This window comes from Sorangium sp. So ce693 (assembly GCF_051521375.1).
Taxonomy (GTDB): Bacteria; Myxococcota_A; Polyangia; order Polyangiales; family Polyangiaceae; genus Sorangium; species Sorangium atrum.
Genome location: NZ_CP150347.1, coordinates 5170238 through 5192192, shown reverse-complemented (window position 1 = coordinate 5192192; position 21955 = coordinate 5170238). Strand labels below are relative to the sequence as shown.

The following is a 21955-nucleotide window of genomic DNA, read 5'->3' as shown; positions in this document are numbered from 1 at the left end:
CGCAGGCCCGGGAGCGGGGCTCGCGATGACGTCGCCAGGATTCAGATTACAGGAGGCATCATGTTGAGAGCATCAGGGGGTTCGTCGGGGAACAATCGATCATGCAAGACACCACAGGCACGGGTGGATGGAACTACACGGGGCCAGACACGATGACGATCAAGCTGTACGGCGCCGCGTGGGAGCAGGTGGCGAGCAGCGGCGCCGGCTCGGTCAAGGTCATCTTCGGCTGCAAGGACGACCCGATCTTGGGCACAGCCTGCCGGGCGCTGCGCTCGGCGGGCTCTGGACGCCGATCGTGGGCTCGCCCCCGCCCAATGCGCGCCCTCCCCCGGAGCTCAGCGGCGCGGAGCACCCGCGCGTCAACCCGATCGTCAACCGGTGTCGACCGCCTGTTGACACGCCCACCCCAGCGTGCCTCCGCGCGATGCTCGATGTCCTGCCGCGCACCCTGGATCGCCGCTTGCATTCACCTCGACGAGCTCGACGCAGAAGCCAGCTGAGCGGCGCGAAGCGCGAGTTCCTGGTTGCCACCTCGACGGGTTGCGTCGAGGAGTCGACAGCGCCGTACAAGCGCTCCCGGGCCGCGGGTCGCCCATCATGATGCCGGAACGAGAGGTAACGAGATGAGATCTGGAATGAAGTCCGCTTTCACTTTGCTGTTCGTGCTCGGCACCGTCGGAGCCATGCAGCTCGGCTGTTCAGACGACGCCGCGACGCCGGACGACGGCCAGGGAGGCAGCAGCTCGAGCAGCAGCAGCGCCGCCGCGACCGGCGGGAGCACCAGCAGCACGGGCGTCGGCGGCGGCAGCAGCACCGCCGCGACCACGAGCAGCTCCAGCACCACGAGCGGCGCGACCACGAGCAGCTCCAGCACCACGAGCAGCTCCAGCACCACGAGCGGCGCGACCACGAGCTCCAGCACCACGGCCGCGAGCACCACGAGCAGCGGCGCGGGTGGAGAGGAGCCGCTCGGCGACGAGCTCCCGATGGAGATCCCGACGCCCACGAACGGCAACGGCGAGATCAGGACGCAGACGACGGTGCTCAAGAACGCCTCCCACGGCGGGCAGGACGTCTACGACTTCAACAACCAGAAGATCGGCGTGAACAACACGGAGGACTGCGACGACGGCGAGGGCCAGAAGACCGTGTTCGAGGTCGAGGACGGCGTCACCGTGAAGAACCTCATCATCGCCGGCGGCCTCCCCGGCGGCAACGGCATCGTCTGCAAGGGCGACTGCACGCTCGATCACGTCTACTGGGAGGATGTCTGCGAGGACGCCGCGACCAACAGCGCCGACGGGGCGACGATGCGCATCAACAGCTCCATCGCGCTGCACTCGGCCGACAAGATCTTCCAGCACAACGCCAAGGGCGGCTCCACGACCATCGTCACGAACTCGTACATCGCCGACTTCGGGAAGCTCTGGCGCTCGTGCGGCGACTGCACCGCGAACGGCGGCCCGCGGCACCTGATCCTCGACAACGTCAGGGTGGACCGCGTGAAGACGACGGTCGCCGGCGCGAACCAGAACTACGGGGACACGGTCACGATCACGAACCTCTACGTCAAGGGGGGCTATGACGCGGGCGACGACAAGCCGAAGATCTGCCAGGAGTACAAGGCCGTCACCGATCACATGGGCGAGTCCGAGAAGCTCCACGGCGGCGCGAGCCAGTGGGGCACCGCAACGTGCCGCGTGAGCAAGAGCGACGTGAAGAGCTGGTGATCGCGCGAGGGGCAGCGCGCGCCGGCGTCGCTGCCCCGGGCCCCCCGGCGCAACCCGCCGGCGCGGACCGCCGCGCCCGTGACGACCGCGCCGTCCACCGACGACCCCCGCGCAGCGCCGCTACGCGCCCGCGTCGAGCTTCCGGCGCAGGTTGTCGCGCGCGCTCGCCTCGAGGCGGGCGTGGAAGTACGGCGAGAGGAAGATCCGCTCCGCCGCGAGCAGCTTCTCGAAGAAGCGCCGCCGGCCTGCAGCGTAGAGCTCGGGCGGCACGGCGCTGTACTCCGCGGCGATCGCGCGGTCGTACGCGTCGAACACCGCCGCGTCGCTGCCCAGGATGGCCATGTCGCAATCGAGGAAGAGGGCCTCCTCGTCGCCGACGTCCGCCGGCCCGAGGGCCCCGTGGCGCGCCGTGAGCAGGATGAGCCGCTCGATGAAGCCCTCGTCGAGCCCCTCGCCGGGCAGCCAGCGCGCCACCGCCTCGCGCGCGAGCTCCGCGCTGCGCGCCTCGTTGTCGTGGCGGCCGGGCACGTACACGGCGTCGTGGAAGAGCGCGGCCAGGAACACCTCCCGCGGCCTCCGCCAGCCCAGGTCGCGGGCGACCTCGCCCACCCGGCGGAGCACCTCGCTCACGTGCGCCAGGTCGTGGTACGCGCGCCCAGGCTCGCCGTAGGCCGCGCGCACCGCGCCCCACAGCGGCTCGGGCAAAACCAGGCCGTCCGGGGCCTCCGGCGGCGCATCCCCGCCGGCGCGCGCCTCGATCGCCGCGCCCGCTGCGCTCTCACCGTCCGGCCTCACGCGAGCACCAGATCCTCGGGGCGGAACAGCTCCCCGTCGTACGTGGCGACGCGGCCCTTCTCCGTGGCCTTCGCGTGGTTCTTCGCGAGGTTGGCGCGCCCCTGGATCTCGCGATCGGTCAGGAAGCAGTCGACGTCGGCGACGCACAGCCCGGCCGAGATCGTCGGCGACCGCTCGACGCGGCGGTAGCGGCGGCGGGCGAGCCGCTCCTGGAGCGCGCGCAGGAAGTCCACCGCCCACGCGCGCGTCGCGTTGGGCAGCGTGATCATGTACTCGTCGCCTCCGAACCGGTACGCGTGCCCGTGCGCGAAGACGTGCGCCTCGATGCTCTCCATGAACGGCGGGAGCACGTGGAGATCGACCGCGGTCTCGGTGTGCTGGACGTTGAACGCCTTGAAGTCGTCGATGTCGATGAACGCCACGGCGATCGAGGCGCCGCGCAGCGCGCAGCGCGCCCGGTAGTGCGCCAGATCGGGGAGGAAGAGCCCGGGCGCCTCGAGGATGTGGAACTTCTCGTCGTACTCGCGCGGCCGGAGCGGCGGCGCCTCCGGCGTCACGGCCTCGGCGTGCCGGATCGACATGTAGTCGGTGAGCTGCGGCACCTTGAGCGCGCGCGTGGCCGCGAACCAGGGCGCGGCCATCAGCTGCTCCAGCCCGTGGACCTCGCGCCGGAGGTGCCGGATCGTCTCGGCGTTCACGGCCTTCTGCAGCGGCTCCTCGATCGCCGTGGCGCTGTCGCGCCGGAGGTCGATCAGGATGCGCTTGAGCAGCGGGCCCTGCGTGTCGTGGATCTGCGCGTGCGGCGGGCGCAGCTCGAGCTGCCGCCCGAGGAGGCTCAGCTGTCCGATCAGCTCCGTCACCTCCGGCGGCTCGTAGCCGCGGAACTCCTGCCGGATCACGTCCGCCACGTCGCGGCGGAACGCGTCCGTGAAGCGGGTGACGCACTGGGACAGGACCTTGGCCTCGGACTGCGTGAACTCGAGCACCTCACGAGGATAACCCGGCGGTGTGCGTCCAGCGCCCCGGGCGCACCGCGCGCTGGAAATCCGCCGGAAATTCGGAGATGCTGCCACGTCTCCCTCCCGCGCGATCAATGCACGACCCCACCCGGACGATCACGACCCTCCGAAGCGACGCGGTCGAGCTCCCGGACCTGCGCATCCTCGTCACCCCGCAGAAGAGCCCGCCGATCGAGGCCACCCTCGGCGTCGCGCCGATCGTGCTCGGCACGAGCGGCGAGTGCGACGTCATCATCCCCGACTCCCGCGTCTCGCGCCGCCACTGCCAGCTCCGGTTCTCGCCGCGCGGGGTCGTCCTCACCGACCTCGGCAGCAAGAACGGCACGTTCATCAACGACGTCCTCATCGTCGAGGGCTTCCTCACCCCGAGCGCCGTGGCCTCCCTGGGCGGCGTGCCCCTCACCATGCGCGTCGGCGGCGCCCCGGTCGTCGTCCCGCTCTCCACGTCGGCCAGCTTCGGCGAGGCCCTCGGCAGCAGCGTCCCCATGCGCGCGCTCTTCGCCCGCCTCGAGCGCGCCGCGGCCACCTCGGAGACGATCCTGCTGCTCGGCGAGTCCGGCACCGGCAAGGAGGTCCTCGCCCGCGCCATCCACGAGGCGAGCCCGCGCAGCGGCGGCCCCTTCGTCGTGTTCGACTGCAGCGCCGTCGCCCCGAACCTCATCGAGGCCGAGCTCTTCGGCTACACGAAGGGCGCGTTCACGGGCGCCCAGAGCGCGCGCGCCGGCCTGCTCGAGGAGGCGAGCGGCGGCACGCTCTTCCTCGACGAGATCGGCGAGCTCCCGCTCGATCTCCAGCCGAAGCTCCTGCGCGCGCTCGAGGCCCGCCAGGTGCGCCGCATCGGCGCCGCCGCGTACACGTCCTTCGACGCCCGCGTCATCGCCGCCACGCACCGCGATCTCCAGGGCCGCGTCGCGTCGGGCTCGTTCCGCGAGGATCTCTACTACCGGCTCGCCGTCGTCGAGACCGTCGTGCCCCCGCTGCGCGAGCGCAAGGAGGACATCCCGCTGCTCGTCGAGCGCTTCCTCGCGGCGCAGGTGCCGCCGCGCTCGCTCGCCGACCTGCCGCCGAACGCGCTGGAGCTGCTCCGCGGGCACCACTGGCCGGGCAACGTGCGGGAGCTCCGCAACACCGTCGCGCGGCTCATGCTGTTCCCGCACCTCGCCGAGGAGGCGATCGTCAAGGTGGCGCCGCGGCCCGCCGACATGAGCGTCGGCCAGTTCGCCGCGCTGCCGCTCCGCGAGGCGCGCGACATGGTCGTCGAGCAGTTCGAGCGCACGTACATCGCGATGAAGCTCCGGGAGAGCGGCGGCAACGTGGCGCGGGCCGCCGCGTCGATGGGCGTCTCCCGGCAGCTCGTCCACCGGCTGATGGAGCGCTACGGGATCCGCAGCAAGGGCTGACGAGCCGCGCGGCGCGGCGCGGTGCTCGGGCCGCGCGGCGCGGCGCTCAGAACGCGCCGCGGAGCGAGAGCCCGGGGCCGCCCGGCGCGAAGGAGAAGCCCGCGACCGGCGCGGCGGGCGCGACGGGATCGAGCTGGAAGTAGAGCACCGCGCCCAGGCCGGCCGCGAGGATCCCCACGCCCGCGGAGATCGCGCCGGCCTTCCACGTGAGATCGATCGCCTCGACGTCCTCCGCCGGGCATCCGGGCGCGCACCGCGTGCGGAGCTCGCTCCGGTCGAGGTGCCCCTTGACGCCGAGGACCGCGCCCACGCCGAGCCCCGCCGCGCCGACGCCGACGAGCACGAGCGGCCAGCGCTGCCGCACCCGCGGCGCGTCGGCGCCGGCCGCGGGGCGCGACGGCGCCGGCGCAGGGAAGCGCACCGCGATCGGCAGCGCCTTGTCGCCCGGCGGCACCGTGACCACGGTGACGACCCGCGTCCCCGCCGCGTCCTCGAAGGTCAGCGTATGGCGCCCGGGATCGAGCTCTATCGGGTCCTTCGGGAGCGCGTCGACGAGCGGCGCGCCGTCGAGGAGCACCCGGACCCGGCCCGGAGCGTGGCCGTCCGCGGACGTGGCCGACAGCGCGACGCTGGGCATGTCGCGCTCGACCTGCTCGCTCCAGCTCTGGCAGTCGCGGGCGAGCGTCGCCGGGCACGAGCTCACGCAGACGCGGAGCTCGGCGCGGGCGCGCAGCAGCGCCCTGTCGCGGAGGAGCTGCTGCGCCTGCTCATACGAGGCCGCGCACGTCTCTCCCACGCCCTGAGCGCGGGCGCGTGAGCCCGCGAGGAGCGTGACGGCCGCGGCGAAGGCGGCGAGGAGGCGCCCGTTCATCGCGGCGCAGGCTACACGCTTCCGTCGTTCACAGGCACTCTCGCTTGATCCGCCGGATGCCGTTGGCGTCCAGATAGTACGGAGGCACGCAGCGCGAACGCGGCCGCGCGCTGCGCGCGGGGGAAGCGGCGCGCACGCCCGCGGCGCGATCCGGCGCGGCGGCGCGCGCGGCCGGCTCCGGCGCCGGTGCGGCGCTCGCGGAGGCCCCCGGCGCGGTCGCGTCCGGCGCCGGCGCTGGCGAGGCCGCCGATGCCTCGGGCGCCGCCGACAACGCCGCTGGCGCCTCCGCAAGGACCTCCAGCGCCCCGACGCTCGCGGCGGGCGCCGCCACCGCCGGCGGCGAGGCGGCGGGCCGCGAGGACTCGCCGGCGCCGGCGCGCCCGTCCTGCGGCGCATCGGGCCCTGGACGCACGCTACAGCTCCTGCCGAGGGCGACCGCGAGCACCAGCGCGCTGGCCCCGAGCGCGAGCGTGGAGGCGCGGACGAGCTGCGCGCTCGCCAGCCGCGGCGGCGCCGCAGCGGCGACCGGCGTCGCGAGCGCCGACGCCGCGGGCCGCGCCATGTCCTCGACCGTCCTCGTCATGGTCGGAACCGTCACCGAGGTCCGCAGCGCGCGCCCGCGGCTGCCGGACGGCTGCGCGAGGCGCGCCTCGACGTCCCGCGGCGGCGCGTCGTCCACGGCGGGTCTCGGCGTCGGCGGCGTCGGGGCCGCGCTCCGCTGCGACGTCTCGATCGCGGCGAGGCTCTTCGCCCGCGCCTCGAGGAGCGTCCCCGCCGTGGTCTCGACCCACGCCCCGACCGCGCGCGGGCTCGCCGGCGGCAGCGCCTCCTCCAGCGCAGCGGCCATCTCCAGCGCGGTCGCGTAACGCCGGGAGGGATCCCTGTCGAGGCCGCGGAGCACCACCTCGTCGAGCGCCTTCGGCACGTCGCCGTACGCGCTCGGTGGCTGGACGACGCCCTCGAGGATCCGCCCGAAGATCTCCGCGTCGCACTCCCCGGTGAACAGCCGCCGCCCGGTGAGCACCTCCCAGAGCACCACGGAGGCGGCGTAGATGTCGGCGCGGCGGGTCAGGGGGGCTCCGCGCAGCTGCTCCGGCGCCATGTAGCTGAGCTTGCCCTTGAGCTGCCCGACGCGGCTCACCTGGCTCCGCACCGCCGCCCGCGCGATACCGAAATCGAGCACGCGCGCGATGCCGTCCTCGCCGACGAGGAGGTTCTGCGGCGACACGTCGCGGTGGACGATCTGGAGCGCGGCGCCCTCCTCGTCGGTCGCCTCGTGCGCCGCGTGCAGGCCCGCGAGGGCGCCGGCGATGATGGCCGAGCCGATCGGCTGCGGCACCTGGGCGCCTCGCCGGCCGGCCTCGCGCAGCAGGCTCGAGAGCGATTCGCCCGCGATGTACTCCATGACCACGAAGAGCTCGTCGTCGGCCTGCACGCTGTCGAGCGTTGTGACGACGTTCGGGTGGCGGATGCGCACGGCGAGCCGCGCCTCGTCGAGGAGCATCGACGAGAACTCGGGGTCCCTGGCGAACTGCGGGTGCAGGCGCTTGATCGCGACGGTGCGGGCAAAGCCATGCGCGCCCACGAGCCGCCCGAAATGGACGGAGGCCATCCCCCCGGAGGCGATCACGCCATGGAGCGTGTACCGATCGAGGGTCCGCCGCTCGCGCTCCTGGGCAGGTGCCATGGTGGCTCTGTTCTACAACATCTCGGCAGCGTTGCTGGACGGTAACCTGCGCGCCGCGCTGGCGTCAGGCGGCCAATGACGCCGGGCAGCGGAGAGCGCTCGACGCGGCAGATGGGTGTCTGCCGCCCCTGCCGAGGTGGGACCGGTGGAGATGCAACTGTATGTGTCCACAGTGTCAACTCACGGTTGACATGGATCAGCCTGGCGGCGCGCGCGCCGCCAGGCGAGGCCGAGCGCGCCGCGCGGTAGGGGTGCGGCGGCCTGCGGTTACAGGGGAACCTCGATCACGCTCTCGCAGGTGAAATCGACGCTCAGCTTCGCCACCATGTCCGCCTGGACCGTGGAGCAAGCGTCGACACACAGCACGATCTGCGTCGGACTCGCGGGGTCGTCGTAGCGCCAGGCGCCCTCGGTCGAGCAGCTCTGGTCGTACACGAGCTCCGTCGCCGCGCTCGATCCGCTCGTGTAGAGCACGCGGACCTTCTCCTTGTCGAAGGTGCTCCCGTCCGGCGGGAGCGGGATCGCCATGGTGCACGAGACCGAGGCGCCGCGGATCCGGTCGACCGCCGCCTTGAAAGCCGCCGTGGTCTGCGAGGGATCGCCGGTGTCGATGAGCACGGCGCGCTCCGTGCCGCCGGCCGCGGCGATCTCGTGCAGGTCGTCGAGGGTGTCCGGCGCGCCCTCGATCCGCGGGTTCTCGACGCCGATGACGTAGGTCGGGACGCCCTCCGCCAGCGCCGCCTGGACGTCGGCCACGACAGCGTCGATCGTGTCGGAGGCCTCGTCGCAGCCCTGCGGGTAGCCGTCCGTCACGAGCACGATCGCGTATTTCCCGGGGTTCTTCTGCCGCTGCGCCCCGATGAACGCGCTCGTGCCCCGCATCACCCACGCGGTCGGCGTACCGCCGCGCCAGTCATCCGAGCTCGCCGGCTCGATCGCGTCGATCGCCTCGGTGAAGGCCTCCGACGGGAGCGGCGTCAGCGGCACGTCCGGCGTCGCGTAGATCTCGGTCGAACACTTGTCGTCGTCGGCCGGGAAGAACGAGAGCGAGGCCGTCAGCCCTTCGGACCCGGGATCCGAGAAGAACTGCTTTGTCGCAGCGACGACAGGATCCCACTTGAGCGACTTGTCGTGCCAGTCCTTGTCGCCCTTGCCCATGCTGCCCGACACGTCGAACGCGAACGCCAGGTACACCGGCTGAAGGGATGCCGCCGCCGTCTGGGTGGCGCACGCTCCGCCTCCGCCCGTGGGGCTGGCGCCTCCCACACCGCTCGATCCGGGCCCGATCTCGCCGCCGATATCGAGCGAGCCCCCCTCGCCGGAGCCGGAGCCGACGCTTCCGCCGGAGCTCGCCCCTTCACCTTCTCCTTCTCCCCCGTCGCTCGGGCTGCTGCCGCACCCGAGCCCGACCGCAGCCACGGTCAGCACCGCCATGGCAACTCTAAGCAATCTCATGCCTCGACTCCTTGCACCACCGCGCGCCGGCACCGCGCCGCCGGCATCAAGCCACCTGGATTGCGTGTGGCCCCCAGGCGTCAGCTCTCCAAGCACACGAGATGCCAGGGCGCGGGGGCTCGGAGGCCGCTCACTGCACGGGCGCAACGTAGGAGATCAGCACGCCCATGTTCTTGATGAACGACTCCACCGAGATGCCCATCGGCGACTCCTCGGCCGGGTACGTCGCCGGCGCCTTGGCCGGGTCGTAGGGCGAGGTATCGTTGCGATCGCCCACGTGCGTGGTGGCGTAGGTGTCCTCCACGAACGGCTCGGCGGCGCCAGGACCTTTGTAAGGGTTCGTGATCATCGTGATCTTGGTCGGCCAGTAGCCCTCCGCGTTGAGCTCGCCGACGAGCCTCTGCGCGTCCTCCGCCGTCACCGGCGCGGTCGTCATCGTGGCGCCGGCGTACAGGTCCTCGAGCTTCACCTCGCGCAGCGAGAAGTACCGCGGCAGCGCCGCCGGCCCCGTGATCTTGAGGGGCGAGCCCGCCGTCAGCGCCTCGGGCGACATCGCCGCGAGCTCCTCGTAGCGGGCGCGCATGGCGTCGACGTCGAGCTTGCGCGCCTGCCCGTAGTGGCCGATGGGCTTCGCAGGGTCCTTGTCGAAGTAATACTCGCCGTTGACGACGTTCGATCCGCGCCGGTGGACGTAGAGCGGAATGTCGGTCCCGATCTCAATGTACGTGGGATGCGTCCGGTCGGGGAAGATCTCCAGCAGCTCCGAGGGCAGCTTGACCTTGTCCAGCCAGTCCAGCGCCTCGGGCACGCGGGCGATGTACTTCTCGTCCCCGGTCATGTTGTAGAAATTGAGGAGCTGCTGGATGTTGTTGGCCGTCGTGTGTGTGGTCAGCGCCTCCGGCTCGTAGGTGCGCGCCCCGGCCGGCTTGCCGTCCTGCGTGAATTGAAGGCCCCACGCGGGCTGCGGCGCGGGCTGCTGCAACGCGACGAAGTTGTCCATGGCGCGCTCGATGTTCCCGAGCAGCTGCGACTCGCCCAGCGCGAGGTGGCACATGATCAGGAACTTGATGTTCTCTCCGGCCACGTCGTCGTTGAAGGTGATGTGGCTCGTGTAGTCGGGCTCGCCGCCCTTGCCCATCAGCGGGAAGCGCTGCGGCCAGCCGCCCCCCTCGTACTGGCTCTCGGTGACGAAGCCGATCGCCTTGTAGAGGGGCCCGCGGAACCGCTCGTCCTTCTTCTCGAGGTACATGCGCAGGAGGAGCTGCGAGGCCACGGCGGTGCCCGCGTCGTCGAACGTCGCGTTGCCGTAGTAATGCTGGAACTCCTCGAGCCGCCAGCCGTTCTTGCCGATGGTGTCGTACCAGTCCTTGAGCGACTCCTCGCCCGCGAAGTCATAGATGTAGTTCCAGCCGCCGGCCTCGTGCTGCGCCTCGATCAGGGCGAGCGCGACCTGCTCGGCGGCCTTGTAGTAGAGCTCGTCGCCGGTGGCGTGGTAGGCGTCCAGGTAGAGGTGCCCCATCGACGGCGTGCCGGGCGGCTGCACCCACAGCATGGTGCGCTTCGCCTCCATCTCGCCCCAGCTCCTCGAGAGATCCGGGAGGTAGCTCCACACGTAACCGCCGTTGTACGCGACCTCCTCGCTCATGAAGGTGGCCGCGCGCTTCATCGCGTCGACGTACGGGACCATCTCGGGCGGCACTTCCTGGCCGGGACCAGGGCCCGGCTCGCTGTCCCCCCCGCAGGCGGCCAGCGCGAAGGGCAAGAGGATCGACATCGCGAACGTTCTGCGTTTCATAGGCTCCTCAATCGCACAGGGCCGCTGCGTCGGTCGCAGGGCCCGTCGAAAAGACATGATGATCTTGGTGAGCTGGCGTGGCTGACCGGATCCCCGCGCTCAGGGCATGTACTCCTCGCGCGCGGGGGTAAACACGTCGAGCACGACGGACGGCTCGAGCGCCCAGGCCTGGTGCTCGACGCCCCCGCGGACCACGAAGCTGTCCCCGGCCCGCGCCTCGAACTCCTCGTCTCCACACGAGAACTTGAGGTGTCCGGAGATGACATAGACCAGCTGATCGTGGGGGTGGCTGTGGCGCGCTCCGGCCCAGCCGACCTCCATGTGGTGCTCGACGAGCATCATGTTGGGGTTGTGGGCCAGCACCCGGCGCTTGAGCCCCGGCTCGGGCGTGAAGAACTCCACCGCATCGCCCGACACGCGAGCCAGGCTCGGGACATCGCTTCTCTTCAGATGAATCATGCTTCCTCCAGCGCCTCGCGGCGGCCCCGCTCAGGCGCGCTCCTCGATCCCGGCCCGCGCGGACCGGACCACAGCCAGGAACTCCCGCGCGCGCTCCGTGAGGACCTCGTCGCAGCCGGCCTCCAGCGCGGCGGCGTCGACGAGCTCGCCGCCGACGCCGAGCGCCACGGCGCCGGCCTCGATGAACTCGCGCGCGGTCGCGAGGTTGACCCCGCCAGTCGGCAGCAGCTTCACGTGCGGGAGCGGTCCGCGCAGCGCGCGCAGGTACTTCGCGCCGCCCATCGCGGAGCACGGGAACACCTTCACCGCGTCGGCGCCGGCGCCCCACGCGGCGATCACCTCGGTCGGGGTGAGCGCCCCGGGGAAGACAGCCTTCCCGAGCTCGCGGGCCGCATGGATGACCTCGAGGTTGAGCCCCGGGCTCACGATGAACTGCGCGCCGGCCTCGATGCACCCGCGGGCTGCGTCCGCGGTGAGCACCGTGCCCGCGCCGACGAGGACGCGGCTCCCCATCCGCGAGGTGATCTCGTGCATGACGGCGAGGGCGTCCGGGACCGTCATCGTGATCTCGAGGACCTCGATCCCTCCGGCGCACAGCGCGCGACCAGCCCGCACGGCGAGCGCGCCGCTCGACGCGCGCACCACGGGGACGACGCCGATCTCCTCGATGCGGCGGACGACGTGCTCGCGGTCCATCGCATGATTCATCGCGTGATTCATCGCTCGATCCTCGCGCTGGCCCCGCTCATTGCCCGCCGCACCTCGGCGAGCGACGCCATCGACGTGTCGCCCGGCGTCGACATCGCGAGCGCCCCGTGCGCGACGCCGCACTGGAGCGCCCACTCCGGGCTCTGCTCCGAGAGGAGCCCGTAGATGATCCCCGAGGCGAACGAGTCGCCGCCTCCGACGCGGTCGAGGATCTCGATGTCTCGCTGGGCGACCTCGTAGAACTCGCCCTTGCAGTACAGGATGCCTCCCCAGCCGTTGACGCTCGCGCTCCTGGCCGTCCTGAGGCTCGTGGCCACGACCGAGATGTTGGGGTACGCCGCGACGACCTCCGAGATCATCCGGCGGAACCCCGTCGTGTCGAGATCGCGATAGCCCTCATCGACGCCGGGCACCTCGAAGCCGAGCGCCGCGACGAAGTCCTCCTCGTTGCCGAACAGGCAGTCGACGTAGGGCATGAGGGCCCGATTGACCTCGCGCGCCCGCTCCTGACCGCCGAAGTTCTTCCAAAGCGAGGGCCGGTAGTTGAGATCGTAGGAGATCCGCACGTCGTGCTCGCGCGCGACCTCCATGGCCTCGCGCGCGACGCCGGCGGTGGTCTCCGAGAGCGCGCAGAAGATGCCGCCCGTGTGGAACCAGCGGGCGCCGCGCTCCCCGAAGAGGGCCTTCCACGGGAGGTCGCCGGGCTTCAGCCTGGAGGCCGCGCTGTGGCCGCGATCCGAGCACCCCACGGCGGCGCGCGGCCCGAACCCGCGCTCCGTGAAGTTGAGGCCGTTGCGCGCCTCGCGGCCCACACCATCGTAATCGACCCAGCGCACGGGGTAGGTGTCGACCCCGCCCTGCAGCATCAGATCCTCGATCAGCCGCCCGATCGGATTGTCCGCGAGCGCCGTGACGATGGCTGTCCGGAGCCCGAAGCAGCGCCTCAGCCCCCGCGCCACGTTGTACTCTCCCCCGCCCTCGCCAATGTCGAACGTCCGCGCGGTGTGAATCCGCCGCTCTCCCGGGTCGAGGCGCAGCATGACCTCCCCGAGGCTCACCTGGTCCCACGCACAGCTCTTTGCACTTCGGATCTTCATCTTCGCGCTCCTCAACGGCTCATCCACCCGCCGTCCACGACCAGCACGTGGCCGTGGACGTACCTGCTCGCCTCCGAGCACAGGAACAGCGCCGCTCCGGCGATGTCGCTCGGCTCCCCCCAGCGCCCCGCCGGGATACGATCGAGGATCTGTCGGCTGCGCGCCTCGTCGGACCTGAGCGCCGCCGTGTTGTCCGTCGTGATGTAGCCCGGGGCGATCGCGTTCACGTTGACGCCCCTCCCGGCCCACTCGTTCGCGAGCGCCTTGGTCAGCTGCGCGATCCCGCCCTTGGACGCCGCGTAGGCCGGCACCAGGATCCCGCCCTGGAACGAGAGCAGCGACGCGATGTTGACGATCCTGCCCGACCCTTGCTCCAGCATCTGCTTCCCGGCGAGCTGCGAGAGGCGGAACGCGGACGTCAGGTTGACCTCGATCAGGAGATCCCAGTCCTCCTCGGAGTACTCGACGGCCGGCGATCTCCGGATGAGACCTGCGTTGTTCACGAGGATGTCAATGCGCCCGAGCTCGGCCTTCGTCCTCCGGACGAGCTCCGCGTGCGCGGCGCGATCCGCGAGATCCGCGGCCATGCCGGCGGCGCGCCGCCCGAGCTTCCGCACCGCCGCCATGGTGGCCTCGCCCGGCTCGTCCTTGCCGTGACAGGCGATGTCCGCGCCCGCCGCCGCGAGCGCCGTCGCGATCGCGGCGCCGATCCCGGTGGCCGAGCCCGTCACGAGCGCGACCTTGCCGTCCAAACGAAACGGATCATTCGTCATTGTCTTATCCCTGCTTCAGCCGCGCGGCCTCGAGCCGCGGCACGAGCGCGTGAATGATGGCGAGCGCGAGCACGTAGGCGGACGCCGCCATGATGAACAGCGTCGAGTAGCTCCCGGTGAGCTGGAGGACGCGGCCCGCGATCTGCGCGATGAGCATCCCGCCGATGGCCCCGGCCATGCCCCCGAACCCGACGGCGGACCCCACCGCTTGCGACGGGAACATGTCCGTTGTGAGCGTGAACAGGTTCGCCGAGAAGCCCTGGTGCGCGGCCGTGGCGAGGCCCAGGAGCAGCACGGCGACCCACAGCGAGTCGGTGCGCGTCGCGAGGAAGACGGGCGCCACGCCGAGCGCGCAGACGAGCATCGCTGTCTTGCGCGCCGCGTTCGCCGTCCAGCCGCGGCGCATCAGCATCGAGGAGAACCAGCCGCCGGCGATGCTGCCCACGTCGGAGAGCAGGTAGATCGTGACGAGCGGCGGGCCGATCTGGAGGAGGTTCAATCCATGCTTGCGGTTCAGGAAGTCGGGGACCCAGAACAGGTAAAGCCACCAGAACGGATCGGTCATGAACTTGCCGATCGCGAACGCCCACGTCTGGCGGTGCGGGATCAGGCTGAGCCAGCCGACCTTGCCGGGCACCGGCGACGGCTCGCTCGTGATGTAGGCGCGCTCCTCCGGCGTGACGCGCGGGTTCTCCGCGAGGGGGCGATACAGGATCATCCAGGCGACGATCCACAGCGCGCCGATCGCGCCGGTCAGCGCGAACGCCGCGCGCCACCCCCAGGCCACCGCGATCCACGGGACGGCGAGGGGGCACACGATCGCGCCGATGTTCGTGCCGGAGTTGAACAGGCCGGTCGCGAGCGCGCGCTCCTTCTTCGGAAACCACTCCGCGATCGTCTTGAGGGCGCCCGGGAACATGCCCGCCTCGCCGATGCCGAGGGCGAACCGCGCCGCGGAGAGCCCCCCGGCGCTGCCGACGAGCGCGTGCGCCGCCGCCGCGAGGCTCCAGAACCCGACGGCAAACGAGAACCCGCGCCGCGTCCCGATGCGATCCATGAGGCGGCCCATCGTCAGCATGCCGATGGCGTAAGCGGCCTGGAACGACGTGACGATGTTGCCGTAATCGATATCGTTGTAGCCGAGGTCCTTCTGCAGCGTCGTCTTGAGGACGCCGAGGACCTGTCGATCGACGTAGTTGATCGTCGCGGCCGTGAACAAGAGGGCGCAGATCACCCACCGATATCGCCCGATGCCGGCCGAGAGCGGCGCGGCGCCGGCGCCCGCGTCGCGCGGCACCTCCGCGGGCGCGTCGGCGATGGCCGTCGTGGACTCCGTGTTCATCACCATGAAGCTATCCTCCTGAGTTCGAGCCGCCTGACGCTGGCCCGCTCCCCTGCTCGCTACTTGAGGCTCGCCTCGAGCCCGGAGCCGCGCTGGGCGAACTCCGGCTGGACGTTGACCACCCCGAACACCCGATCTTCGCGCTCGCGGTGCGCGGCCATGAGCCAGACGAAGTTGATGGAGTGCCCCGGCGCGGCGACGTTCGGGTGATACCCCGCCGGCATCAGCACGGCATCGCCGTCCCGCACCACCGTGACGACCTCGGGCGCCTCGGGAGCCGTGTAGACGAGCTGCACGCCGAACGCCGGTGGCGGCATATCGAAATAGACGTACATCTCCTCGAGCAGGTCCGTGTGCTCGTGCGGGGGCCAGCTGGTCCAGTGCCCCGGCGCGGAGCGCGTGAAGCCCGCGACGATGCGGCCGGCCTGCACGTTCTTGCCGAGCAGGATGCTGAGCTCGCGCGTCGTGGCGTCGCCGCCCGCCTTGAACTTGAGCGACGTGTTCTGCTCGACGTCCTTGTAGCGGACGACCTGGAGGGGATAGTCGCCCTCCACCTCGGCGCCGCACTCGACGAGATCGACGGCCGAGCTCGTGCGCACCTCGACGGCCGAGCCGCGAGGCACGTAGAGGGCGTCGTACTGCCCGAGCGCGATCACCTCCTCGCCGTTCACCTTCACGGCGCACTCGCCGGCCATACAGAGGAGCCCTACCTCGCGTCCGGAGGTCTCGAACCGCGCCTCCGGCGTGGTCCCGTCGAGCAGGATCCGACCGTAATGGAGGCGCTTCATGGGGCTGTCCGCCGGCGTCACGGAGAGCTTTCGCCCCGTGTGCGACGCCGTCGCGCGGACCACGACCTGCCCAGCGTTCACTGGCTTCATGGATAAGTACCTTCCCTCGATTCGTTAACGGAATTTACGAATGGACGCGGTGAATCCCCGGAGCCCCGCGGCTGCGTCAGAACGCCGGGCTGGCCTTGATGTTCCACTCGACGTTCAGGCCGATGAAATGCTCCCACGTGCGCTGGCTGAAGACGTCGTCCTGCGGATAGAGCGCCTTCGCGCCGTCGTCGCGCCGGGTCACGAGCCAGATGAACCGGAATTGAGGGCGCTTGAAATCACCCTTGCCTGCCACGTTCAGGAACGGCACGAGCCCGAGGCGTACGACGCTCGCGCTGTGGTGGCTCGCCGCGGGGTGCGCGCCCGCCGCCGCGGGGTCGGCCGGCGGCGGGACCCTCCCCCGCCGCTGCGCCTGATACGAGGCCTCGACGGCGACGCCTCCCCAGTCGCGCAGGTAGAGGTGCGGCCGCACGAGCAAGATACCCTCGTCGAGGTCGGCGAAGTCGAACGGCTCGCTGGCGTTGCGGAAGGAGCGCACGTATCCCGCGGCCATGAGGCCGAGCGGCCCCGTCTCGTAGTTGCCGCTCAAGGTGAAGAGGAGCTCGTGCGCGCCGGTCGCGGTGCCGTCCGGCGCGGGCTGGGTGGGCGCGCCGAACTCGCCGTACGCCGCGAGGTCGCCCGCATAGCGGAGGAACAGGTGCAGGTGCCCGTTGTTCACGCCGGTGAACGGGCTGATCTGCGCGCCGACGACGTACCCGGAGTCGCGCGGCAGGCGCTCGACCACGCCGGCCTCCGCCGTCTCGCGCGTGCCCGACGGCAGCTGGTGCAGCTCGCCGTACAGGACGCCCTTGACGCCGCCCTTCTCCCCGACCGGGACGGTGTGGCTCGCCTTGACGCTCGAGATGAGCCGCTGGCGATCGAGGAGGTTGACGTTCGCCGCGCCAGGCTGGTTGAGCGCCGGCGGGCGCTCCACCGTCTGGAGGTAATAGGGCGAGAGCGGCCGGTTGACGCCTGCGTGCGCCGCGAAGTACGTGCGTTTCGAGGGCAGGTCGTAGCGGACGCCTCCGCCCAGCGTGTTCAGCCAATCGAGCGGCCAGAAATCGAGCAGCTCGGCGTTGTCACCGCGGTAGAGGCGCGAGCCGACCCACACGGACAGGCCCTTGACGCCGAGGTCTCGCTCCTCGACGAAGGCGTTGCGCACCGACATGTTGATGTTCCACGGCCGCGCGTTGTTGTAGTGGAGGACGGGGGCGTCCACGACCAGGCGGACGGCGACGCGCGTGGTGGCGCCGGTGGACTCCCAGTGATCCTGCCGCTCCAGGTCCATCTGGATGTACGTGGACTCGTCGAGGCGCGAGCCTCTCCAGACGATATCGGCGTCCCGCCCCGGCCCCATCTCGGCGTCCGTGGCCGCGACGACGCGGCCGACGCCGCCGAAGAAGAAGCCGCTCTCCGGCACCGGCGCAGGTGCCGGGGTCGGAGGGGGCGGCGGCTGCCCGTTCACGGCTGCTGGAGGCGCCTCGGGCGCCGGAGTCGGAGTCGTCGTCGGCTGCGCGTTCACGACCGCTGGAGACACCCAGAGCGCCGCGCCGAGAAGGGCGGAGACCGCGCCGCGCCGCGGAGCGCGGCGGGCATCGTGCTCAGGGTCGCGAGAGAGATGGATGAGGGGATTCAAGGTGCGCCGATCTCGTGGTGTGTTGGAGCGGCAGCAGCGCAAGCAGCGGGGTTGTCGTCAGGGCAAAAGCGAGCCCGACGAGCACGCTTGGCGTGGCTCGCTCATCGATTGGAATGCTCGCAGCGCTCGCGCTCAGGCGCGCTCGCCAGCGTCCGTCAACGTTCACAACGATTCAAAGCAAGCGATGGGCCAGAGACGACCGGCTCGGTCGCAGCGCCACGATCCAGGCGTCCTCGCCGCGGCCAGAGTGCGAATTCCGATTCAGATGGGCAGCCGCCGTGGAGAGCCCCGTAAACCTCGAGTTGACACGGTTGACGTGACCGATACCGGCGGTTGACGCGCACCTCCCGCGAGGAGCCCGCGCGGCGCGCGGGCACGCGGCGATGGCGGCTCCTCGCGCGGGGCGCCCCCGCCGCGGTGGGGGTCGTCGAGCCTCCGGATCCCGCGCGCGGCCAGGCCGAGGGGCCGGGGGCGGCGCGGGAGGTCAACGTCTTGCGTTGCCATGGCCTTCGCGGTAAGGGGGCGGCAATGAGTGGTCCCGAACTCGGCCGCCTCATCGACGAGGTCGATCGCACGGTGGACGTCCAGTTCGCCGCAGCCGGCGATCTCGATGAGCTGAACCGCCTGTATGCCAGCCTGCTCGGGCGCCGCGGGTCGCTCAATGCGCTGATGAAGCAGCTGCCCGGCGCGGCGCCCGAGGAGCGCAAGGCGCTCGGCCAGCGCCTCAACGCCGTCAAGGGCCGCGTGGAGCGCGCCCGCGAGGAGGCGACGGCGAGGATCAAGCGCGCGGCGCGCGATCGCGAGCTCTCCGCGCCGCCCCTCGATATCACCCTGCCCGGCCGCTGGCGCGCGCCCGGGCGGTCGCACCCGATCATGAGGACCCTCGACGAGATCGTCGATATCTTCGTCGGGCTCGGGTTCGACGTGGCCGAAGGGCCGCAGATCGAGCTCGCGCGCTACAACTTCGATCTCCTCGGGTTCCCGGCGGATCACCCGGCCATGGACATGCACGACACGTTCTACATGGCCGGCGATCCCGGCCAGAACGTGCTCCTCCGGACGCACACGAGCCCGGTCCAGGTGCGCGAGATGCTCTCCCACCCTCCGCCGGTGATGATCGTCGCGCCCGGGGTCGTGTATCGCCGCGACGACGACGCGAGCCACAGCCCCATGTTCGTGCAGATCGAGGGGCTCGTGGTCGACCGCGACGTGTCCCTCGCCGATCTGAAGGGCCTGCTCGAGGTCTACAGCCGCCGGATGTTCGGCGAGGCCACGAGGACGCGCTTCCGGCCGAGCTACTTCCCCTTCACCGAGCCCAGCGCCGAGCTCGACGTGTCCTGCCTCGTCTGTTTCGGCGAGAACCGCGCCTGTCCGCAGTGCAAGGGGACCGGCTGGCTGGAGGTCCTCGGGTGCGGCATGGTCCACCCGACGGTGCTCCGGAACGTCGGGATCGACCCGGAGGAATACACGGGGCTGGCGTTCGGCATCGGCGTGGATCGCACGGCCAACATGAAGTTCGCCGTCGACGATATCCGCGCCTTCTACGAGAACGACGTCCGCTTCCTCGGAAGCCTCTAGGCCACTGCCCCTCGCCCGCAGCCCCGATTCCCCATGTTGATATCCTACAAGTGGCTTCAAGAGATCCTCGGCGCCGATCCCGGTGTCGACGCGGTGACCTCGGCGCTCGGCCGCGGCGGGCTCGAGGTCGACCGCGTGACGCACGTCGGCGCCGCGCTGCGCTCCGTGGTCCTCGCGAGCGTCGTGGCGACGCGGCCGCACCCGGCGGGCAAGAAGGGCCTCACGGTGGTCCGCGTGGACGCGGGCGGAGGCGGAGAAGGCGTGGAGGTCGCGTGCGGCGCGCCGGTCATCCCGGCGGCTCCGGCGCTCGTCTGTTATGCGCCCGTCGGGGCGCAGGTGCTCGACCGCAACGGCGCGCTCGTGACGTTGACCGAGAAGGCGGTCGCCGGCTTCGCGTCGCCCGGCATGCTCTGCGCCGAGGACGAGCTCGGGCTCGGGTCGAGCCACGAGGGGCTCCTGACCGTGGAGGGCGGGCGCCCGGGGCAATCGCTGCTCGACTGGGAGCCTCGCCTCGAGGACTGGATCATCGAGCTCAGCGTCACCCCGAACCGGCCCGACGCGCTGGGGCACCTGGGCGTGGCGCGGGATGTGGCCGCGGTGCTCGGCCTACCGTTCCGGCCGCCCGCCGTCGCCGCGCCGCGGGCGAACGGCGCCGGAGCGCCCGCGGCCGTGCAGACACGCGCCGCCGTGGAGGTGCGCGACGGGGACCGCTGCCCCCGGTATGACGGGCAGGTGATCGAGGGCGTCGGCGTGGGCCCCTCGCCGCTCTGGGCGCGGGTGCGGCTCGGCCGCCTCGGCGTGCGGCCGATCGCCAATGTCGTCGACGCGACCAACCTGGTGATGCTCGAGCGGGGGCAGCCGCTCCACGCGTTCGATCTCGACACGCTGCGGCTGCCGATCGAGATCCGGCGGGCTCAGCCGGGCGAGGCGTTCGTCGCGCTCGACGGGCAGAAGCTGTCCCTGGACGAGGACGACCTTGTCATCGCCGACGCGGACCGCGTGGTGGCCCTGGCGGGCGTCATCGGCGGCGCGGACAGCGGCGTCACCGCGACGACGCGGCGCGTGTTCCTGGAGTCGGCGTACTTCGAGCCGCGCGGGATCCGCAGGTCGGCGCGCCGGTACGGCTTCCACACGGAGGCGTCGCACCGCTTCGAGCGGGAGGTGGACCTCTCGGGGGTCCCCCTGTCGCGCGACCGCGGGAGCGCGCTCATCTGCGAGCTCGCGGGCGGTGAGGCGGCGGGCGAGCCGATCGACGTGTACGTGGCGCCGCGCGCGCCGCGCCGCCTGACGCTCCGGCTCCCGCGGTACCAGCGGATCATCGGGGCCGAGGCCCCGGCGCGGGCGCGCGAGATCCTGGAGACGCTGGGGCTCTCGGTGCTGGAGCAGAAGGCGGACCGGCTCCTCGTCGAGGTGCCGGAGCACCGGCCCGACATCGCGGAGGAGATCGACCTCATCGAGGAGGTCGCGCGCATCGCTGGTTACGACCAGATCCCGAGCCGGCTGCCGCGCGTGGGGGCCGCGCCCGCGGGCGCCAGGGGCGATTACCGGCTGCGGCGCAGGGTGCGGCAGATCTGCACGGGGATCGGGCTGCACGAGGCGGTGACGTACTCGTTCCTGTCGCCCCAGGAGCTGAAGGCGGCGCGCTACGACGACGGGTCGCTCCTGCGGCTGCTCAACCCGCTCTCCGAGGAGAAGTCGGTGATGCGGCCGTCGCTGGTCCCTGGGCTGCTCACGGTGGTGCAGCGCTCGCAGCGGTACAACGTGCCGCGGGTGCGGCTGTTCGAGGTGAGCCAGGTGTTCCTGCCGTGGCAGGACGAGGCGAGCGGCGCGAGCCAGCTGGCGCGGGTCGAGCGGCCGCCGGTGAACGAGCCGACGCGGCTCACGATCTTCCTGGCGGGTCCGCGCGACAGCTACCTGACGCGGCCCGAGGACGTCGATTTCTACGACGGCAAGGGCGCGGTCGAGGCGGTGGTCGCGGAGCTCGCGGGCAGCGTGACGCCGGCGTTCGACCTCTCGGGCGAGGCGCCGCCGTGGGCGCACCCGAAGAAGGGCGCCCGCGTCCTGCTCGACGGCCGCGAGGTCGGGTACGTGGCGGAGCTGCACCCGGACGTCCGCGAGGCGCTGGAGATCACGAGCGGGGCCGTCGTGGCGGAGCTGGATCTCGCGGCGGTCGCGGCGGCGTACCGCGCGCCGGTGGCCGCGAAGCCGAGCCGGTTCCCGGCGATGCGGCACGACGTGGCGCTTCTCTTGCCGCTCGACGTGCCGGCGGGAGAGGTGCTCGAGGTGCTGCGGACGACCGCGGGGGAGCGCTGCGAGAAGGTCGAGATGTTCGATCGGTACCGCGGCGAAGAGCTGCCGGCGGGGACCCACTCGCTGGGGTTCGCGCTGTGGTTCCGGTCGGCCGAGCGGACGCTGACGGACGACGAGGTCGACAAGTGGACGAAGGCCGCGGTGGACGCGGCGAAGGCGCGATTCGGGGCGCAGCAGCGCTAACCGAAGCTCGTTCGGTCACGCTCAGGGCACGAAGCCCGTCGCCCCCACCCCACCATCGCTCACGAACGTAAACGTTTACGTTCACGTTTACGTTCACGTGGTCGTTTACGTTTACGTGGTCGTGGTCGTGGTCGTGGTCGTGGTCGTGGTCGTGGTCGTTCACGACCTGCCGTTGACGACCACGACCACGACCACGACCACGTAAACGTAAACGACCACGACCACGATTACGTAAACGT

The 21955-nt window shown here is 71.4% G+C and carries 18 protein-coding genes; 4 read left to right on the top strand and 14 right to left on the bottom strand.

The features are described from left to right. Positions 1-598: 598 nt before the first annotated feature. A complete protein-coding gene (locus WMF14_RS19410) occupies positions 599-1009 on the bottom strand; it encodes a hypothetical protein (protein WP_272098865.1) in 411 nt (136 codons plus the stop codon). Between WMF14_RS19410 and WMF14_RS19405 the strand changes: the two genes are divergently transcribed. Beyond that, entirely contained in the window at positions 990-1733 is a 744-nt protein-coding gene (locus WMF14_RS19405) for a pectate lyase (protein ID WP_437802921.1), read from the top strand. The genes WMF14_RS19410 and WMF14_RS19405 overlap by 20 nt on opposite strands. 120 nt (positions 1734-1853) lie before the next feature. Here WMF14_RS19405 and WMF14_RS19400 read toward each other — a convergent pair whose 3' ends face one another. Together WMF14_RS19400 and WMF14_RS19395 are read right to left on the bottom strand one after the other, a co-directional pair. Beyond that, positions 1854-2492 carry an HD domain-containing protein gene (locus tag WMF14_RS19400; RefSeq protein ID WP_437804243.1) on the bottom strand — a complete coding sequence of 213 codons (639 nt, stop codon included), beginning with the start codon at positions 2490-2492 and terminating at the stop codon, positions 1854-1856. Positions 2493-2524: 32 nt separating this feature from the next. Continuing rightward, the gene (locus WMF14_RS19395) at positions 2525-3514 is read right to left on the bottom strand and encodes a diguanylate cyclase (protein ID WP_437802920.1); all 990 of its coding nucleotides are present in this window, start codon (positions 3512-3514) and stop codon (positions 2525-2527) included. A gap of 107 nt (positions 3515-3621) precedes the next feature. Between WMF14_RS19395 and WMF14_RS19390 the strand changes: the two genes are divergently transcribed. Then, the gene (locus WMF14_RS19390; protein WP_437802918.1) at positions 3622-4947 is read left to right on the top strand and encodes a sigma 54-interacting transcriptional regulator; all 1326 of its coding nucleotides are present in this window, start codon (positions 3622-3624) and stop codon (positions 4945-4947) included. A 46-nt stretch (positions 4948-4993) separates the two neighbouring features. On the opposite strand, the gene WMF14_RS19385 is transcribed toward WMF14_RS19390, so the two are convergent. The 11 genes from WMF14_RS19385 to WMF14_RS19335 form a co-directional block, all read right to left on the bottom strand. Then, positions 4994-5818 (bottom strand): hypothetical protein, encoded by an 825-nt coding sequence (locus WMF14_RS19385; protein WP_437802916.1) that lies wholly within the window; start codon positions 5816-5818, stop codon positions 4994-4996. A 28-nt stretch (positions 5819-5846) separates the two neighbouring features. After that, the gene (locus WMF14_RS19380; protein ID WP_437802914.1) at positions 5847-7505 is read right to left on the bottom strand and encodes a serine/threonine-protein kinase; all 1659 of its coding nucleotides are present in this window, start codon (positions 7503-7505) and stop codon (positions 5847-5849) included. Positions 7506-7772: 267 nt separating this feature from the next. Next, complete coding sequence (locus WMF14_RS19375; RefSeq protein WP_437802912.1) at positions 7773-8960, bottom strand: vWA domain-containing protein; 1188 nt, start codon at positions 8958-8960, stop codon at positions 7773-7775. A gap of 130 nt (positions 8961-9090) precedes the next feature. Continuing rightward, positions 9091-10755 (bottom strand): pectate lyase, encoded by a 1665-nt coding sequence (locus tag WMF14_RS19370; RefSeq protein ID WP_437802911.1) that lies wholly within the window; start codon positions 10753-10755, stop codon positions 9091-9093. Between the two features lie 99 nt (positions 10756-10854). Beyond that, complete coding sequence (locus WMF14_RS19365; RefSeq protein ID WP_437802909.1) at positions 10855-11214, bottom strand: cupin domain-containing protein; 360 nt, start codon at positions 11212-11214, stop codon at positions 10855-10857. Positions 11215-11244: 30 nt separating this feature from the next. Beyond that, positions 11245-11910: a bifunctional 4-hydroxy-2-oxoglutarate aldolase/2-dehydro-3-deoxy-phosphogluconate aldolase gene (locus tag WMF14_RS19360; protein ID WP_437804241.1), complete on the bottom strand. Its 666-nt coding sequence runs from the start codon at positions 11908-11910 to the stop codon at positions 11245-11247. A 20-nt stretch (positions 11911-11930) separates the two neighbouring features. Beyond that, positions 11931-13019 carry a PfkB family carbohydrate kinase gene (locus WMF14_RS19355; protein ID WP_437802907.1) on the bottom strand — a complete coding sequence of 363 codons (1089 nt, stop codon included), beginning with the start codon at positions 13017-13019 and terminating at the stop codon, positions 11931-11933. A gap of 11 nt (positions 13020-13030) precedes the next feature. Next, a complete protein-coding gene (gene kduD / locus WMF14_RS19350) occupies positions 13031-13792 on the bottom strand; it encodes a 2-dehydro-3-deoxy-D-gluconate 5-dehydrogenase KduD (protein ID WP_437802905.1) in 762 nt (253 codons plus the stop codon). Positions 13793-13796: 4 nt separating this feature from the next. Beyond that, positions 13797-15134 carry an MFS transporter gene (locus WMF14_RS19345; protein WP_437804240.1) on the bottom strand — a complete coding sequence of 446 codons (1338 nt, stop codon included), beginning with the start codon at positions 15132-15134 and terminating at the stop codon, positions 13797-13799. Between the two features lie 59 nt (positions 15135-15193). After that, a complete protein-coding gene (locus WMF14_RS19340; RefSeq protein WP_437802904.1) occupies positions 15194-16012 on the bottom strand; it encodes a 5-deoxy-glucuronate isomerase in 819 nt (272 codons plus the stop codon). Between the two features lie 76 nt (positions 16013-16088). Continuing rightward, on the bottom strand, positions 16089-17474 hold the full coding sequence (locus WMF14_RS19335) for a carbohydrate porin (protein ID WP_437802902.1): 1386 nt from the start codon (positions 17472-17474) through the stop codon (positions 16089-16091). A gap of 699 nt (positions 17475-18173) precedes the next feature. Here WMF14_RS19335 and pheS point away from each other — a divergent pair. Then, on the top strand, positions 18174-19223 hold the full coding sequence (gene pheS, locus WMF14_RS19330) for a phenylalanine--tRNA ligase subunit alpha (RefSeq protein ID WP_272098834.1): 1050 nt from the start codon (positions 18174-18176) through the stop codon (positions 19221-19223). Positions 19224-19256: 33 nt separating this feature from the next. Then, positions 19257-21716 carry a phenylalanine--tRNA ligase subunit beta gene (gene pheT / locus WMF14_RS19325; RefSeq protein ID WP_437802900.1) on the top strand — a complete coding sequence of 820 codons (2460 nt, stop codon included), beginning with the start codon at positions 19257-19259 and terminating at the stop codon, positions 21714-21716. Positions 21717-21955: the final 239 nt, after the last annotated feature.